The organism is Salsuginibacillus kocurii DSM 18087 (assembly GCF_000377705.1).
GTDB classification, from domain to species: domain Bacteria; phylum Bacillota; class Bacilli; order Bacillales; family Marinococcaceae; genus Salsuginibacillus; species Salsuginibacillus kocurii.
In genome coordinates, this window is record NZ_KB898623.1 from 674,892 (window position 1) to 692,471 (window position 17,580).

General features: G+C 47.3%; 14 protein-coding genes. All 14 read right to left on the reverse strand.

Features of this window, described 5'->3' with window-relative positions:
* Window positions 1-282: 282 nt before the first annotated feature.
* Window positions 283-1,542 (reverse strand): murein hydrolase activator EnvC family protein, encoded by a 1,260-nt coding sequence (locus D469_RS0103315; protein ID WP_018921946.1) that lies wholly within the window; start codon window positions 1,540-1,542, stop codon window positions 283-285.
* Between the two features lie 111 nt (window positions 1,543-1,653).
* Entirely contained in the window at window positions 1,654-2,550 is an 897-nt protein-coding gene (gene ftsX, locus D469_RS0103320; protein WP_018921947.1) for a permease-like cell division protein FtsX, read from the reverse strand.
* Window positions 2,540-3,226, reverse strand: a complete 687-nt coding sequence (gene ftsE / locus D469_RS0103325) for a cell division ATP-binding protein FtsE (RefSeq protein ID WP_018921948.1) — start codon at window positions 3,224-3,226, stop codon at window positions 2,540-2,542. The genes ftsX and ftsE overlap by 11 nt, the downstream gene beginning before the upstream one ends.
* A 948-nt stretch (window positions 3,227-4,174) precedes the next feature.
* Window positions 4,175-4,573 carry a c-type cytochrome gene (locus D469_RS19480; RefSeq protein WP_018921949.1) on the reverse strand — a complete coding sequence of 133 codons (399 nt, stop codon included), beginning with the start codon at window positions 4,571-4,573 and terminating at the stop codon, window positions 4,175-4,177.
* Between the two features lie 65 nt (window positions 4,574-4,638).
* A complete protein-coding gene (locus D469_RS0103335; RefSeq protein ID WP_018921950.1) occupies window positions 4,639-5,511 on the reverse strand; it encodes a YitT family protein in 873 nt (290 codons plus the stop codon).
* Between the two features lie 185 nt (window positions 5,512-5,696).
* A protein-coding gene (prfB, locus tag D469_RS0103340) for a peptide chain release factor 2 (RefSeq protein WP_156816884.1) occupies window positions 5,697-6,795 on the reverse strand; the annotation gives its coding sequence in 2 pieces (ribosomal slippage) (window positions 5,697-6,722 and window positions 6,724-6,795; 1,098 coding nt in all).
* A 261-nt stretch (window positions 6,796-7,056) separates the two neighbouring features.
* Window positions 7,057-9,582, reverse strand: a complete 2,526-nt coding sequence (gene secA, locus D469_RS0103345) for a preprotein translocase subunit SecA (RefSeq protein ID WP_026286083.1) — start codon at window positions 9,580-9,582, stop codon at window positions 7,057-7,059.
* A gap of 524 nt (window positions 9,583-10,106) precedes the next feature.
* A complete protein-coding gene (gene hpf, locus D469_RS0103350) occupies window positions 10,107-10,685 on the reverse strand; it encodes a ribosome hibernation-promoting factor, HPF/YfiA family (protein WP_018921953.1) in 579 nt (192 codons plus the stop codon).
* Window positions 10,686-10,997: 312 nt separating this feature from the next.
* Window positions 10,998-11,195 (reverse strand): cold shock domain-containing protein, encoded by a 198-nt coding sequence (locus D469_RS0103355; protein ID WP_018921954.1) that lies wholly within the window; start codon window positions 11,193-11,195, stop codon window positions 10,998-11,000.
* A gap of 623 nt (window positions 11,196-11,818) precedes the next feature.
* Window positions 11,819-13,240 (reverse strand): NAD-dependent succinate-semialdehyde dehydrogenase, encoded by a 1,422-nt coding sequence (locus D469_RS0103365; RefSeq protein ID WP_018921956.1) that lies wholly within the window; start codon window positions 13,238-13,240, stop codon window positions 11,819-11,821.
* Between the two features lie 191 nt (window positions 13,241-13,431).
* Window positions 13,432-13,857 carry a DUF8042 domain-containing protein gene (locus D469_RS0103375; RefSeq protein WP_018921957.1) on the reverse strand — a complete coding sequence of 142 codons (426 nt, stop codon included), beginning with the start codon at window positions 13,855-13,857 and terminating at the stop codon, window positions 13,432-13,434.
* A 617-nt stretch (window positions 13,858-14,474) separates the two neighbouring features.
* A complete protein-coding gene (gene fliT, locus D469_RS0103380; RefSeq protein ID WP_018921958.1) occupies window positions 14,475-14,852 on the reverse strand; it encodes a flagellar protein FliT in 378 nt (125 codons plus the stop codon).
* 3 nt (window positions 14,853-14,855) lie between these two features.
* Window positions 14,856-15,266 (reverse strand): flagellar export chaperone FliS, encoded by a 411-nt coding sequence (fliS, locus tag D469_RS0103385; protein ID WP_018921959.1) that lies wholly within the window; start codon window positions 15,264-15,266, stop codon window positions 14,856-14,858.
* A 42-nt stretch (window positions 15,267-15,308) separates the two neighbouring features.
* Window positions 15,309-17,543 (reverse strand): flagellar filament capping protein FliD, encoded by a 2,235-nt coding sequence (gene fliD / locus D469_RS20900; RefSeq protein ID WP_018921960.1) that lies wholly within the window; start codon window positions 17,541-17,543, stop codon window positions 15,309-15,311.
* Between the last annotated feature and the right edge of the window lie 37 nt (window positions 17,544-17,580).

A 17,580-nucleotide genomic window follows, 5' to 3' on the forward strand; every position in this document is an offset into this window, starting at 1 on the left:
GCAGATGCTCTTTCAAACATCTACTTTTTCTTTTAAGTCTGGTAAGCGTTGTTGTTGATTTTCGCTTCAGGCCTCGGGGTGCCCGCTTAACGCAGGCGTCAAAAGAAAACTTGGGCAAGTCAAGCCTACGGCGTAGGCTGAGCCTTCATTGCACGTCTACCGTTCCCTTCACCTAATTATACATTCTTACGGTGTAAAAAGCCTCCCCGGAGTTGAGACCCAGTGGGCTCCCCGAGGAGGCTAAAGCGTACAACGCAACGTTTCTCCGTGATACAGGAAACTCTACTCTAGATACTTCACCGGGTCGACGGCGTTTGATTTCGCTTGATTCCAACCGCCTTCATGAACTTCAAAATGCAAGTGCGGACCTGTGGAAAAGCCGGTGTTACCCATAATGCCAATTTCTTCTCCTCGTTCGACCCGATCCCCAGAGGAGACATCTTTAGAATCAAGGTGAGCATAAAGTGTCGTCAACGTCTCGCCATTCACGTTATGTGTGATCAAAACAGTATTTCCATACCCATTCATATATCTGGCTTCAATCACTGTGCCTGCTTCGGCTGCAACAACTGGTACATTTGAGCGGTCGCCCTGGGCGATATCAAGCCCGTAGTGCATGTCTCCCCAACGCTCGCCAAATCCTGAGGAATGACGGCCAGTTGCTGGCATCATCAATTCACCGCCACTAGAAGCGGAAGGGGCATCACTAGAAGAAGCACTATCTGTCGACGGTTCTTCAGCTTCCTGTCTTTCTAGTTCTCGTTGTTCTTCATCATAGGCTTCAATTTCTGCTTCTTTTGCTTCTTCTTGTCTTTCTAATATTTCGGCCTCATTTTCCGTGTCACCAAGAGTTTTAACAAGCGCACTTTCCTCTTCTTCAAGGTCTCCCATGAGCTCGTCCTTATCCTCACGTTGTTCTTCAAGTGTATCCATTAACGTCTCTAATTCTGCCAGGTACCCTTCAAGTGTCTCTAGTTCTTCTTCGACACGCTGTTTTCGATCTTCTAACATTTCATGGTCTTTTTCATGTTCCTCGATAATGCTTTGGTCTTGCTCAGCAATAGCTGATAATGCGGACACACGGTCTAGAAAATCTCCAAAACTTTGGGCCCCAAGCAACACTTCAAGATATTCAATGTCGCCTCCATTTTGATACATCGAACGGACCCGGTCTCGCAAAAGTTCGTCTCGTTCTTCTATACGTCCTTCAATTTCTTCGATTTCCGCTTCCAACCGCTCAATATTATCTCGTGTCTCTTCGATTTCTTCTTCGTGTTCGCGTATTTCAGCAGTCGTTTCCGCGATCTCTTCGTCGGCTTCCCGCATTTCTTCCTCTAACTCATTCATCGCTTCTTCAACGGCTTCGATTTCTTCTTCTGTCCGTTCTGCTTCATCTTCTTTATGTTCGCGGTCTTCTTGGATTTCCCGCAGTTCTTCTTCAAGGTCTGTTTCTGCTTGTACACCGTTCGCAGACAGCCCCTGCATGATTCCTGACCCTATTAATGTAATTCCAAGCAAACTTAACGTCACCCGTTGCATCATCTTGTCCTTTTCCTCCCATCTTCAAAAAACAAATGACCGTTCTTCTAGTTACCAAGCAAACTAATGATACGGAGGCTGCTATTTTCCCATTTTCATAGCAGCTCGTCCCACTTAAACTTTTAAAAACTTGCGTACTGAATTCAAACTTCCCCATACACCTACAATTGCTCCAATGATGAAAAGTACAATTGACACTTCATAAACAATGGACTGAATCGGCATGAGATTAATAAAGGAGAGCATCGTACCTTCACGAACCGTTTCGTAAAGATAGGTGTAGCCGGTAATGATAGCCGCGATCGGGATAATCGATCCTATAACACCCAACATGAGCCCTTCCATGAAAAATGGCCAGCGTATAAAGCCGTTGGTAGCTCCAACCAACTTCATAATTTGAATTTCATCTCTTCGGTTAATGATCGTCAATTTAATTGTGTTCGAGATTAAAAACATCGCGGTAAACATAAGACCAAGCACCAATACCGCTCCAGCAATCCGCATGACATTTGTGAAGGCAAAGAGCTGTTCTACGACGCTTTCACCATAATCCAAGTCATCAATGTGTGAAAATTGAGCAATGTCTGCTGCTACAGTCTCCGTTAAATGTGGTTCTTCCGCTTCGACAATGTAAACGTCATTCAGTGGATTTTCATCACGCAATGATTCAAACAGCTCAGCATTTTCTTCCCCAACGCTATCGATAAATTCGTCTAATCCATCATCTCGGTGTAAATATGTAATCGACTCGACATGATCTACCGAAGCAATATTATCACCGAGCTCTACCTGATCTTCTTCATCAGCTGTCAGATCCATGTACACGCGAATTTCGACATCCTCTTCCACTTCAGTCATCATATAATTGATGTTTGCAATCAATAAGAGAAAAACTCCGACGACCAGCAGCATGACCGTTACTGCGCTGATGGAAGCGAAACTCATCCAGCCATTGCGGCCAATGTTTTTAAAGCCTTCTTTAACGTGACGAGTAAATGTTCTACCCTTCATAACCGTAATACCCCCTTGAGTCGTCACGAACGATGCGGCCGTTTTCCATGGCAATGACACGGCGTTGGATCGTGTTTACAATGTGACGATTATGGGTAGCCATCACTACGGTTGTCCCCCGTTGATTAATTTCTTCAAGAACCGACATAATGTCCCAAGCGGTATCAGGGTCTAAATTACCGGTAGGCTCGTCCGCAATTAAGACAGCGGGGCGATGCACCATCGCTCTGGCAATGGAAATGCGCTGTTGTTCTCCCCCTGATAATTCTTGGGGTAAGAAACGAGCTTTATTTTTTAATTTGACAAGGTCTAGAACTTCCATCACCTGCCGTTTAATAACCTCTCTTTTCTCTTCGGTAACTTCAAGGGCAAAAGCAATATTTTCAAAGACAGAAAGTCTTGGCAACAGCTTAAAATCTTGAAATACCACCCCGATATTGCGGCGTAAATAAGGAACATGACGACGCTTTAATTCAGCCAAATTCGTCTTATTAATATAAATAACGCCTTTATCGGGTACTTCTTCACGGTACATCATCTTAATAAAGGTGGATTTACCGGCACCGCTTGGACCGACAATATAAACAAATTCACCTTTTCCAATAAAAACATCAATGCCGCCTACAGCTTTTACACCATTGCGGTATGTTTTTTCTACATTTTGCATTTCGATCAAGTCGCATCCCGTCCTCAAGCAATCAAAATCTAAGTTGTTTTATTCTAGATGAGCTTATAACGCTAAACTTTTTAGTAACACCAGACACCATGCATAAGTCCTAGCTATTTGGCACCATTTCAACTCTTCGCTATTAAAACGAGAATTCCTCTTTCCAGATCGCGTTTTTTGTCAGATGATGAAAGAGAAGCTCTTTTTAATGAAACGCCTTTTGCTATGGCCGCCTAATATAGACAAACTTCGAAACTATTAACTAAACAAACGTGCAGAATTGTGCTAAATCCTCTATCATTATATCACTTTAAAGATTTCATTGAGGCTAAAAAAACATAACATTTCTTTGTCACTTAGATTGCAGAGAAGGTAATATTTTAAACATATCGAAGAAAAAAATCGTTGTAAAGAAGCAAAAGGCAACGGTGAAGGATAGGCATAGGTCATTGTTACGGAGTGAAAAACGCACATAGAGCGGATTTGGAAAAGTTAATAAACTGGAGAAAAGTAAAATTGGGAGGCAATCGGTTTGTTAACGGACAGATATTCCGTTATATAACGATATTCGGGGATCGGTCAAACTAGCGGACATCCGTTACGCAATTTGCACAAAAATTACGAGATACAGTGGATGTTGAAGGGTTTAATGGAAGAGAGGCAGTTACATGTGAAAAAACAGGGAAAAACTTAAAATAACGGCACGAGTGCCCGTAAGACTATAGGAGAGAACCTGCCGTCGCCGCGGCTGGTTCTCTCCTGAAAAGTAAAGGCAGGCGCCTCCTCGCCGGTTAAGAACCGTGCGACGCCGCTATGCAAAGCGCCTCCGCTTTTCTTTGTCTAGCCGCGGGCGCTATTGGCTTGTGATCCCTTTTCCCCGCTCTGCGGCGGCAACAGCCTCCTCGGCGGTGAAGAAGGGCCCTTCGCCAATGTTCAGGCGCCCTCCGCTTTTCTATTTTACTGATCGGAAACCCATGCTGAGAGCTGCTCAGCTTCTTCATCTTCTACCAGGTCTGCTGGCATGCTGCCAGGGCCTTCTTCAATCGCGGTAAGAACTTCATCTTCGTCCATTCCGTCGATTCCAGGGCCTGCTCCGCCGCCTTCTAGGTTGTCGCCATGGCAAGATAAGCAGTTTTCTTCATAGACTTGATGCATTTCGTCTGCGTCATAAGTATCTCCACCATTTTCTTCGGCGTCACCGTTTTCCTCTTCTTCACCGTTTTCATCATCGTCGTCTTCGACTTCTTCATCTACGCCGTTTTCATCTACAGCGTCCGGTGCTTCACCTGCTTCGTCATCGCCACAGGCCCCAAGAACGAGTAATGCGCCTCCAATGACCATTAGAAACTTCTTCATGATGTACACACCCTCCTTTATCTATAAATACTTGATGTCAATACCCGTCTAGTATACCCGATAATTCACGTTTTGAAACCCTCTCCAAGTACTTCGGTGGCATTGGTAACAATTACAAATGCCGCCGGATCAACGTGTTCGACAACTTGTTTCAATTTTGTGACCTCATGTCGGTCAACGACGCACATTAGCACTGGACGCTTCTTATCTGTATAGCCTCCTTGTGCATCGAGTCGAGTGACACCGCGATCGATCTCATATAAAATCGCAGAACGGACCTGCTCTTCTTTTTCCGAAATGACTAGAGCGATTTTCGCGTAGCCGAGTCCGGTTTGGACGAGGTCGATCGTTTTTCCAGTGATAAATAAGCTAATCAAGGCGTAAAGTGCGTATTCGAGGCTAAACACAAACGCTGAAGTAAGAACGATCAGGCCATCCATGACGAAGACACATGCGCCGAGAGAAGCGCCGGTGTATTTATTAATAATTTGAGCAGCCAGGTCCGTACCGCCGGTTGAGGCATGGGCGCGAAAAACAAGTCCCAGCCCTAGACCGACGCCGATGCCGCCAAAGATGGCTCCAAGTAATGGGTCGGTGGTGGCAGGGGACCAATCCTGCGTTAAGTAAACGACAAAAGGCAAAAAGAGCGTGCCAATAATCGTTTTCGCCCCGTATTTCAACCCACCGAGTAGTAAGAGACCGAGCAAAAAGAGTGGAATATTAAGCGACCAGAGCGTGATCGCAGGCAAGATTGCAAAGACGTCATAAATAATTGTCGCAAACCCGCTTACACCGCCGGAAGCAATCCGATTTGGCAGCAAGAAAAGATTATAAGCGATGGCGACAATGGCTGAGCCGGTGAAGATTAAACCTATATTTAATAAAAAGAGGGTACGGGGTGAAAGCGGTTCGCGCCGTTTTTGCAAGGCGACCATCATATAGGGACCTCCTCAATGAGCTATTTCTACGTTGTGCAATATCAAGATAATTAAACCGCTACGTAGTATAGCAAGGGGATAAAAGGAAGTAAATAACAGCTGATTGACGCGTTACCTTGTTAAATCATGCATGCTCGTTTTGTCATTAAAAAAGCAGCCATTTCTGGCCGCTTCATCTTTGTCAATTATCTATCCATCGCTGAACGTAAGTAAGCATCAATAAAACCATTAAGGGCTCCGTCCATCACAGCCGAGGTGTTGCCGACTTCGTGGTTGGTACGATGATCTTTCACCATATTATATGGATGGAAAACGTACGAGCGGATCTGATTGCCCCAGGCGATTTCTCCCTGATCCCCGCGCAAGTCATCAATTTCCTGCTGCTGTTTTTCAATCTCCAACTGATATAAACGGGCCTTCAGCATCTTCATAGCCTGCTCGCGGTTTTTGATTTGCGAACGCTCGTTTTGACACTGTACGATTACTCCGGTCGGCTCATGGGTGATCCGCACCGCTGAATCTGTCGTGTTAATATGCTGGCCACCGGCGCCACTTGCCCGGTACGTGTCAATCTTTAAGTCTTCCGTGTTGATGTCAATATCAACATCATCATCTAGCTCTGGAAGTACATCACAAGAGGCAAACGACGTATGCCTACGCCCGGAAGAATCAAACGGTGAAATTCGCACAAGCCGGTGCACACCTTTCTCCGCTTTCAAATAACCGTAGGCGTTATGGCCTTTAATCATAAGCGTTACACTTTTTACGCCCGCTTCATCCCCCGGCAAATAATCAAGGGTCTCGACTTTAAAGCCGCGCCATTCAGCCCAACGCGTATACATGCGCAAAAGCATGGAAGCCCAGTCCTGGCTTTCCGTACCACCAGCACCTGGATGAATTTCTAAAATTGCATTCTTTTTGTCATATGGCTGATTTAAAAGAATTTCGAGTTCGAAGTTATTAATGCGCTGCGCCAGTTCTTTTACTCCAGGCTCCAGCTCTTCCTTTAGCCCTTCATCTTCTGCTGCCAATTCAAACGTCACTTCTAAGTTATCAAGCTCTTCTTCCAGCCCTTTAAGGCCGTTGACGAGCTCTTTTAAGCCATTTGTTTCTTGAATCACTTCATGAGACTGAGCTTGATCATCCCAGAAGCCTGGTTCTGTCATTTTCTGCTCTAATTCAGCGATGCGGTCCTCTTTCGCTTCGACGTCAAAGAGACCCCCTAAAGTCCGCTAATCGCTTAGCCATGCTCTCAAGTTCATGCCTGATATCCGCTTGATCCATGTGAAACACTCCTACTTCTTTTTCTGAGGCTGTTTTCTAAATTTTTTCTTTTAAAGAAAAGCTAGTAGCGGCCATTCCCGGGACAGGAGCGGGCGTTGTCCGGCGTACGCTTTCTGCGGGCAATGGTTCAGTCTTCTCGGGAAGGGCTGCCCTAACAGAAGGCTGTTTTCGTTGTTCCACCGCTTAGCCGAGCAATGAATTAGGATCAGCTCACCACTAGCCAAAGAAAGTCAGCCTTCTGCTGACTTTCTTTGTATCATGCTACGAGCCGCAGCACTGCTTATATTTTTTCCCGCTTCCGCACGGGCACGGGTCATTGCGTTTAGCAATGGACGAACGCTGAATCGGCTGGCGTTTTTTATTCTTTTCTCGTTTCTTGTCTGTATTGTTGCCGTGGTTCGCTTCTTCATCTTCCGAGACTTTTTCCCGCTTTACTTCTTCGGTAATGGTCGCTTTCATGACGTACGTGGAGACTTCTTCTTCAATGGAAGCAACCATCTCTTCAAACATGTTGTATCCTTCAAATTGATAATCCCGAAGCGGGTTGCTCTGTCCATACGCACGCAAGTGGATCCCCTGACGGAGTTGGTCCATCTGGTCGATATGGTGCATCCATTTGCGGTCTACCGTGCGCAGCATGATTACTTTTTCGAATTCACGCATCTTCTCAGCGCCGATTTCTTCTTCTTTTGCTTTATAATTAGCTTTGACCTTTTCCTTGATCAGTTCTTTCATTTCTTCAGGGTCCTTGCCGCGTAAATCAGCCACTTCAACATCGCCTTCGTGAAGCACGTTTCCATTCAAGTAATTAACAATCGCTTCAAGGTCCCAATCTTCTTCCACTTCTTCATCCGGCGTATGTGCAGCAACACTGCTGTCCACGACACTATTCATCATACGCAGGACAATTTCGCTTAAGTCCTCAGACTCAAGTACTTCCATGCGTTGAGCATAGATAATATCACGCTGCTCCCGCATGACATCGTCATATTGAAGAATCTGCTTCCGGGCATCAAAGTTATGGCCTTCCACACGCTTCTGGGCTTGTTCTACCGCACGGCTGACAAGACGGCTTTCAATCGGCTGATCTTCTTCCATGCCGAGCTTGTTCATCATGTTTGACATATTGTCTGAACCGAAACGCTTCATAAGATCGTCTTCCATAGCAAGATAGAACTGAGAAGCACCCGGGTCACCCTGACGTCCAGAACGACCGCGCAACTGATTATCAATGCGGCGGCTTTCATGGCGTTCCGTACCGAGGACAAACAATCCACCAAGTTCAACGACGCCATCACCTAGTTTAATGTCCGTTCCGCGTCCGGCCATATTGGTCGCAATCGTGACCGCGCCTTTTTCGCCCGCATTTTCAATAATCTTAGCTTCATTCTCATGATTCTTCGCATTGAGAACACTATGTGGAATCCGGCGCTTTTTCAGCATTTGCGAAACGAGCTCAGACGTTTCCACACTGGCTGTACCGACAAGTACAGGTTGTCCTTTTTGATGAAGCTCTTCGATATGATTGGCAGCAGCCTTGAATTTACCTTCCTGGGATTTGTAAATTAAATCAGGCTTGTCTTCACGAATGATCGGTTCGTTGGTTGGAATCGCTGTTACGTTCATCGCGTAAATGTTTTGGAACTCTTCTTCCTCGGTCTTCGCAGTACCAGTCATGCCGGCAAGTTTGTCGTACATGCGGAAAAAGTTCTGGAACGTAATCGAAGCAAGTGTCATGCTTTCTTTTTGGATCGGCAACCCTTCTTTAGCTTCGATGGCCTGATGAAGCCCGTCTCCGTAGCGGCGTCCTTTCATGAGGCGGCCGGTAAACTGGTCAACGATAACGACTTCGCCGTCTTCGACCACGTATTCGGTATCACGCAGCATCGTATGATGGGCTTTCAGCGCCTGGTTTACGTGGTGCGTAATCTGCACGTTGTCCTGGTCAAACAGGTTATCAATTTGGAAAAATTGTTCCGTTTTAGTGACACCGTCCTCAGTAAGCTGGACGTTGTTTCGCTTTTCATCAATGGTAAAGTCCGTATCTTGAATCATATGACGGACAAGCTGGTCGGCATAGCCGTACAGCTTGGTCGACTGTTGGACAGAGCCGGATATGACGAGAGGCGTTCGGGCTTCATCAATCAAGATGGAGTCCACTTCGTCGACGACGGCGAAATGAAGTTTGCGCTGCACCATCTTTTCTTTATAAAGAACCATGTTGTCACGCAAGTAGTCAAAGCCGAATTCGTTATTTGTTCCGTACGTGACGTCGCAGTTGTAGGCTTCGCGCTTTTCGTCTTTGGACATGCCTTTTTGGTTGAGGCCGACGGTGAGGCCAAGGAAAGTGTAGAGTTTGCCCATTTCGGTGCTGTCACGGCGAGCGAGGTAGTCGTTTACGGTAACGACGTGAACGCCTTTGCCGGTGATCGCGTTTAAGTAGACAGGCATGGTTGCGACTAACGTCTTCCCTTCACCGGTTTTCATTTCGGCGATTTCGCCGCGGTGGAGAGCGATAGCCCCGATGATCTGCACGTGGTACGGATCAAGGCCAAGCACGCGGCGCGCGCCTTCGCATACGACGGCATAGGCTTCCGGCAGAAGGTCCTCTAGCTTTTCACCGTTTTGATATCGTTCCTTGAACTCTTCCGTTTTCTGGCGCAGGCCGTCATCCGAGAGCTTGCGCATATCGTTTTCATAAGATTTCACCGCTTCTGCATTCTTTTCCATCTTTTTAACAACACGTTGGTCTGTATCTCCAATGACTTTTTTCAATAAGCCGATCATCTTACTATCATCGTCCTCTCTCATCTGAGTAGGTCGCCTATTTTTTGACGAGCGAACTTTCGTCACAATTACTTTCATTTTATCAAGTTGTCCTGACGGATACAAGAAAAGCCTAGAAAGAGGGGAAACGCCCTATTAGAAGGTGAAAGCGAAGGTGACGAAACCAACACAGATAATTTTATAGCTTGTCTTGATGATTTTTCACATCTTGAGCGGAGGGCATACTATACATTCCTCTCCACCTTTAGTGATGCGACACTGTACTCAGAATGTGGAATTCACGGACTAAGTGTAGATCATCACTGCGCATGGCCGGGGCGTGATTGTTAAGAAACGGCCAAGACTGTGCAAACTCGGAACGGCACTACGCAACAAGTCCGCAAAACTGCGCAACCAGCGCATTTCACTACGCAAACTGGGTGCGGCACTGCGCAACCAAATTACTATAGAACTAGTAAAGGAACGGGCAGCAACCCGTTCCTTTCAGCGTTTCATTTTCAATTACTTAACCTCGTAAAGCCGAATCAAGATTCCGGCTCAATCAAGCCGTAGCGGCCGTCTTTTCGTTTGTAAACGACTCGCGTATCACCATTTACGTCATCAGAGAAGACGAAGAAATTGTGGCCAAGCATGTCCATTTGCAACACCGCTTCCTCAGCGTCCATCGGCTTTAGATCAAAACGCTTCGTGCGCACAATATCAATTGAATCCTCGTTCTCCTCGATGCCTGTATCTTCATCGAAGTTCACATCATTTAATTCTTCAATGTTATCTCGAAATGTCTGCTTTGCTTCGCCATTTTGCTGGCGGAACTTGCGATTGACCCGTGTTTTGTGCTTGCGGATCTGACGTTCTAATTTTTCAACTACTTGATCAATGGCTGCATACATATCAGTATGTGTTTCTTCAGCTCGGAGAAGAAGCTGAGACATTGGAATTGTTACCTCGATACTTTGATCGATATTCAGCACCTGCATTTTCACATAGACATCAGCTGTAGGAGCTGTATCGAAATATCTCTCTAACTTACTGACCTTTTTCTCCACATAATCCCGGAGAGCATCAGTAATTTCCAAATTCTCGCCTCGGATGTTGTAATTCATCAAAACTCCTCCTTTCGTGTATGTATTATTCTCTATTCCTGTTTCAAACTCCTTCTCAAACGAGCATTTTCATTAAAAATGTGAAAGATTCTCGTTGGCATCGACTTAATTTACCTAGTAGAACAGTTTGGTATACTCCCGCCCGCCAGGACCCTATGCCATTTTAGAAATGCTCACACTACCCTCCTCATTTCAATTCTTATATTGAAACTAACAGAATATTCATACTTTTAAAATGAGAAAAATTAACAAAATCCCCGTAGCGCTGATGAAACAGCACTAAGAGGATTTAAATGTTTTAACGTCATTGATTTAAATTTTATTAACGTTAGCCGCTTGAGGTCCACGGTCACCTTCGACAATTTCAAACTCCACATTTTCCCCATCTTCAAGCGATTTAAAACCTTCCGAATTAATCGCCGAAAAATGAACGAATACGTCATCCCCTTCCTCACGTTCGATAAATCCAAAACCTTTTTCGTTGTTAAACCATTTCACTTTCCCTTGCATACTCGTCTTCCTTTCACACATATACTTTTTGCAGCCCAAGGCTACACTTCAATCATAACCAAAAAATGTAATCGTTGCAACTTCCTGTATTCATAAAGAAAAGCGAACTCTTCTTTTAATAGGAACAGGCTCTTGCGCACCATGTACTTTTTTAGTTAAAAAGAAGTCTTATGAAGAGGAGAGAGACCTTCTCCTCCAAGACCTAGTTATAACCGACGTAGAAAGATATTATTCAGATGACGTGCGGCGTGTTTGAGGCGGGTGTGGTTTGAGATTGAGCTAAAGGGGGCACCTCCAGGCTGAAGATCATCTGGTTGTGGCGTGACTTCGACCTGTTGTGGCGTCGCGCGTGTTCGTTGTGGCGTGACTTCGACTTGTTGTGGCGTCGCGCGTGTTCGTTGTGGCGTGACTTCGACCTGTTGTGGCGTCGCGCGCGTTCGTTGTGGCGTGACTCTCTCCCTCAGTCCAGTGTGAATCCTGCCGAGTGCCGCGTCTCGCTCGCTTAGTGCGGTCTCACTCTCTGCCGATACCAGGTACCGGCGATTAGCCAGAGCGTCCCTCTTCCCCATCCTCCTTATGTAAAAAGCTCGCCGGGCAATCGCGCGGCGAGCTTCGTTCTTTCCTTACAATCCGACAGAAACGTATTTGGTTTCGAGGAAGGCTTCAATGCCTTCGTGGCCGCCTTCGCGATCGAGTCCGCTTTCTTTCATGCCGCCGAATGGTGCCTGCGCTGCAGATGGACGTCCGTCGTTCCAGCCGACGATGCCAAATTCAAGGGCTTCAGCCACCTTCATGCCGCGTTTCAGGTTATCAGTGAAAAAGTAAGCAGCTAAACCGTAGCGTGAATCGTTAGCAAGCTCAATTGCTTCCTCGTCCGTCTTCACCTTTTGAATGGGAGCAACCGGACCAAAGGTTTCTTCTTCCATAATGACCATGTCATGGTTAATATCGGCGAGTACGGTTGGCTCGTAGAAGTAGCCGCCATCTTGTTCGAAACCGGAACCGCCCGTCTTTAGGGCCGCTCCTTGCTTCAAGGCGTCTTGAACGTGTCTATCTACTTTCTCAAAGCCGTCTTTATTAATGAGCGGCCCGAGATCCGCGTCCCCCTCTAATCCATCTCCTACCTTCAACTGAGAAGCGCGCTCGGTGAATTTTTCCACAAAATCCTCATAAATACGTTCTTGCACATAAATGCGGTTGCCGCAGACACATGTCTGGCCAGCGTTGCGAAACTTGGAAGCGATCGCGCCGTCAACAGCCTGTTCGATATCGGCGTCATCGAGGACGATGATCGGCGCGTGCCCGCCAAGTTCAAGCGAGAGCTTTTTCACATGCTCAGACGCCTGCTTCATCAACAGTTTCCCGACTTCGGTTGAGCCGGTGAATGTCACTTTTTTCACAGCTTCATGCTCCATAAAAGCGCCGCCAATTTCTGCAGCTTCACCGGTCACGATGTTGATGACCCCGTTCGGCACCTCTGCCTCCGCACAAAGCTCAGCAAAGCGAATCGCAGAAAGCGGCGTGTCTTCGGCCGGCTTCAACACAGCGGTACAACCAGCAGCAAGCGCTGGAGCAATTTTACGAGTTACCATCGCCAGTGGGAAATTCCACGGTGTAATCGCGCCTACAACTCCAACCGGCTGCTTCATCACCATAAACCGTTTGTCCTTCGAGTTAGAAGGAATCAAATCTCCATACACCCGGCGTGCTTCTTCGGCGTACCATTCCAAAAATGAAGCCGCATACATAACTTCGCCTTTTGCTTCAGCAAGCGGCTTTCCCATCTCTTTTGTAACCAGTTCACCAAGCTCATCTTTATGCTCAAGCATGAGCTGCTGTAATTTCTTCAAATAGCCAGCGCGCTCCTCAGCCGTTTTCGCCGCCCATTTCGGAAAAGCTTCATGAGCAGCTTTAATCGCTTGATTCGTCTCGGTGCGTCCGCCATTGGCAGCGCTCCCCACTTTTTCTCCATTGGCCGGATTCAATACGTCAAAATTCTCCGGCGCTTCCAACCACGTGCCATTAATGTATAGTTGAGCATCCATATTGATCACCTCTTTTTAGATAATTCGATATCTCCTTCCTATACCCTTTTTTTAAAAATACGAAGCTTTGAAATTAAGGACAATGTTCGGCAATATAATTAATTTGGGAAAAGAAAAGCCGGGACGCTGTTTCACTCATTACTCCTCCTCCGTGGTACGCTCACTTTGCAGGACTTCGCTGACAGGTTTTGTTATGTATCGCGGGAGTCCATCCAACCGTTGTGCTCCGACCCGTCTTCTTGGAAACGCGCCACCGTTTGAAAAACGAGCACCTTCCAGCTTTGAAACACCGGCATCACTTCCCGCGAAATGAAAACCAGACGCTCTTCAGCCGATGTTAATTCAGTGATTTGTTGCGCTTTTTTAACCATTTCATCGAAGCGGAGCAACTGCTGTTCCGTTTCTTCTTCCAACGCAAAAATCGAACGCAACGTCATGTTCGACGCATCAAACGGAACAAACCCAGCCATCATCTGCGTCAACAACCTGTCCCCTTCTTCAACAAACCCTTCACGGTAGAAGCCGACCACCGTGCTAATCCCTTCTTCCACTGTCTTTAACCAATCCTGGTACCGCAGCAAAAACTCCCGCTGCGCAACCGATAAATTCTCTGCCATCACGCACATCCTCCTTTACTGTAACTATATCAAACTTAGAGAAAAATGAGGAAGACAGGATTGAAGGAGGAACTGAGTGAGTGCGGCGTCATATTGATTTAGTGCTGAGTCACGCACGATGGGTGCGGCGTCACGTACTATTATTGCGCATGACGTTGACTCGTTGCGTAGTGACGCCAGTCCCTTGCACAGTCGCGCTCCCCCGGTTGCGCAGTGATTCATGCAACCTGTGCAGTCACGCTCTCTCGTTGTGCAGTGACACCTGACCCTTGCGCAGTAGCGGCCCTCGAGTTGACCGTCCCCTTCTCCAAACCAAAATGACAAAAGACGTAAGGTGGCGCTGCGGACGCAGCGCTTCCAAATGCATTGTTATTACATGCAAGTTACCCCAGTTGTGGCGTCGCAGTCTTGAGTTGTTGCGTCGTTCCCCTTTCTTGTGGCGTCATCGCCTCTTGTTGTGGAGTCACTCGCCCTGCTTGTGGCGTGACTCCGGATAGTTGTGCAGTGACTCCCTAGACTTGTGGTGTCACGCCTCTCACTTGTTGCGTGACACCTATTCTCTTTCCCCACCAAAAAACGCCGCGGTTTACTTCTCCGCAGCGTTTCCATACTTCTATTCAATTTTTCTTATCAAAAAACAAGCCGTCGACGGTTGGGCCTTCGTACGGGTTTTTGTATTTTCGGCCGGTCACGCGTCGATTTTTCGTGCGGTTGTACTCACCACGAATCGTGAAGCGCTTGGCATTCATTTCCTCGTTGATTTCTTCATTCATGCGACCAATTTCTTCGGTGTAGCGCTGCCTTGTTTCCGGGTGCTCTTCATCGGCTCTACTGCCTTCTTGTTCAAGTTTTTCCATCAGGCGACCCCGCCGTTCCAGCAGCTGCTGGGTGCGGCGGATGTATTTTTCGCGTGCCGCCATGTCTTCCGGCAAATCCGCCGTCACATGCTGGTGGAGTTTTTTCGTCTGCAAATATAAGCGCTTGACCGGATCCAAGACTTACACGCCCCCGCCGTATTTGCGCTTGCGCTCTTGTTGGATCACTTCTTTCCAGGTATCACGGAAACGAATGACGTACTGTTCTGCTTCATCTATAAAAGCTGGATCATTTTTTACATTGGCCTGGATCAGCTGATAGTTGATGTATTCATACAACCGCGCCATATTTTCCGTTGTCTCATCTTCTACTTTAAGCGTAATCAACAGTTCGCTGATAATCGCCTGCGCGCGCTGCAACGCTTCATTGCGTCCTTGCACATCTTTCTCATCCATGGCTTGACGGGCTCGCTTGGTAAATTTCAAGATCCCATTGTAAAGCATTAACGTTAATTCTCCAGGAGATGCGGTTGTTGCTGCATTTTGCTTATAAACGTTTGGCTGTGCGCCAAGATTCATGTTCGACATTGCCATCGTCGAATCCACCTTCCTTAACCTATAAACTTAATCTATGTTTTAACCAAACATGGCGGAGTAGAACATATTGGCCTGTTCCTGCGCCTGGGCCATCGCCCGTTCCATCGCGCCAAACTCCCGCCAGTAGCGGTCTTCCAGCTGGTCAAAGCGCTGTTCCATCCGGGTCTCTTCTTCCTCTAAGCGATCAATGTTCCGGCCGAGCGCAAATTGATGATTCATGTTATTTCCACGGAATCCACCAGCGCGCTCAGCTAAGTTGTCAATCGCACCATCCAATGTATCGCGCATGCGCCGGGCAAAGCCTTGCTCGCTTGCATCGTCGCCGTTTGCTGCAAATAAATGAAACACGCCATCTGGATCTTCATTAATTGCGCCTCGCAAGGCCTCTTCATCGATTTCCAGCTTACCGCGCTCCATATAATCATTGCTAGTCGTAATTCCAATTTCCGACAAAATACGGAACGCTCCGTCTTCCCCACCTTCCACCGGAGTGTATAAATCGACACGCAGATTGGTCATAACTCCGCGCACGAGCGAGTCATTACGGATAACTCCGCTTTCCGCCCGCTCATCCCACAACTCAGCTTCGTGGTCGGTCAATTCGCGGCGCTGCTCATCCGTAAGCGGCGGATAGTCCCGGTGCTGCTGTTCCTGCAGGCGCCCATGCACATCCTCAAGCATCTCATTGTACTCTTCGACAAACCCTTCAATCGTCTCAAAGATGTCGTCTGTCTGAATGGAAGTCTCCAGACGAACCGGCGCGCTCCCAGCTTCAAAGGTATCATTTAACGTCAGTTCCACATCACCGACTTCAAATGTATTTGACCGCCGCTCGGTTTCAAGTCCATTAATCGTAAATTGTGCATTGGCTGCACCTTGCAACCCATTATACACCAGTCTGCCCTGCTCATCTGTATGGCCAACCACCTCGCCATCCACAATCAGCTCTTCATTAGCCAGCACACCATTCTCGTCACTCAGTACACCGGCAAAACCCCCGGCAGATGGTTCAAAGGTTACCTCTTCCGGAGCAGTACCAGAAGCCAATTCCCAATCCATTGCCGCGCCAGTGCCGTCAGCAATCACAAGCTCGTCATTCTCACCTGTAGCAAGCTCTGAGTTTTGCAAACCGAGAAAATCAGTAAACAACGCCCCGCTGAATTCAATTTCTTCCCCGGCTTCATTAAAAACACCAGTATCATTTCTCGTTACAGAAAGACGGTCTGAGTAGTCATCATAGAACGCGCTCACGCCGATATCAGCATCATTCAGACGATCAAGAACATCGTCGAAGGCATCATCCCCGCTTACGAGAAAGCGGGCTTCCTGCGGTTCCCCGTCTTCATTGTAGGTCGTGACGCTTCCAGCTGCATACTCTTCTGTGAACTGGACATGAACGTCTTCGGCCGTTGCTTCCCCGAGGACCATCTCCCCGCTCTCAGCGTCGACAAACACATCGCCTGCGCCTAATTCAGCATCAGGATCGGTCACTACATTCAAAGCTGTGGTGCTGTCGCCAACAAACACTTCCACGTTCTCTGCCACAATCCCGCCACGGGCAAGCTCTAGCTCTGTGCGTTCTTCGCGACCCTCAAAATGTTCAGAACCATGAGTTGCAATGCCTTGGATTTCAATTGTTTCATCACCGGGAGCTTCATGAAAAGTCAGTTCAAGCGCGCCATTCACAACCTGCGCACCAACTTGTCCTTCTTCAATGTCACTGCCATCAGTTACAACTTGAAGCGACAATCCATCCTGATCTACAACAAGCTCGTCCAGGCTGTCTTCATCCCAGGCTTCCCCATCTAACGTAATGACTTCATTTGTTTCTCCGCTAATGGATTCACGAACTACGTACCCTTCCTGCCAGGCTTCCCCTTGCCAATCCTGGTCGGCAAACGAGGCATCAGGGTCAATCGATCCAGTGGTGGTTAATGATTGAGCGCTTGAAGCGGAGGCTTCCGAAGCAAGCTGGTCTACTGCTGAAATTGAATACGAAACATCAGAACTAGAACCAGTGACCTCAGCAGATACCCGATCGGCATCCGTCGAAGTTACATCGCGAGCCACCATATTCGAACGCATCATCACCGTATCAAACAAGTTTGTGCGAAGGTCATTGAACTGCGTATTCACTTCACGATACGCATCAATTTTCAATTGTTCCAACGCCATGTCTTGTTCAATTCGTTCGAGCGGCTGCCGCTCCACCTGCATCAAATCGTTAACCATTGAATCAATGTCCATCCCCGAGGCAAAGCCTGCCATTCTCATAACGGGTCACTTCCTTCATCTATATTCTTTTTTGGTT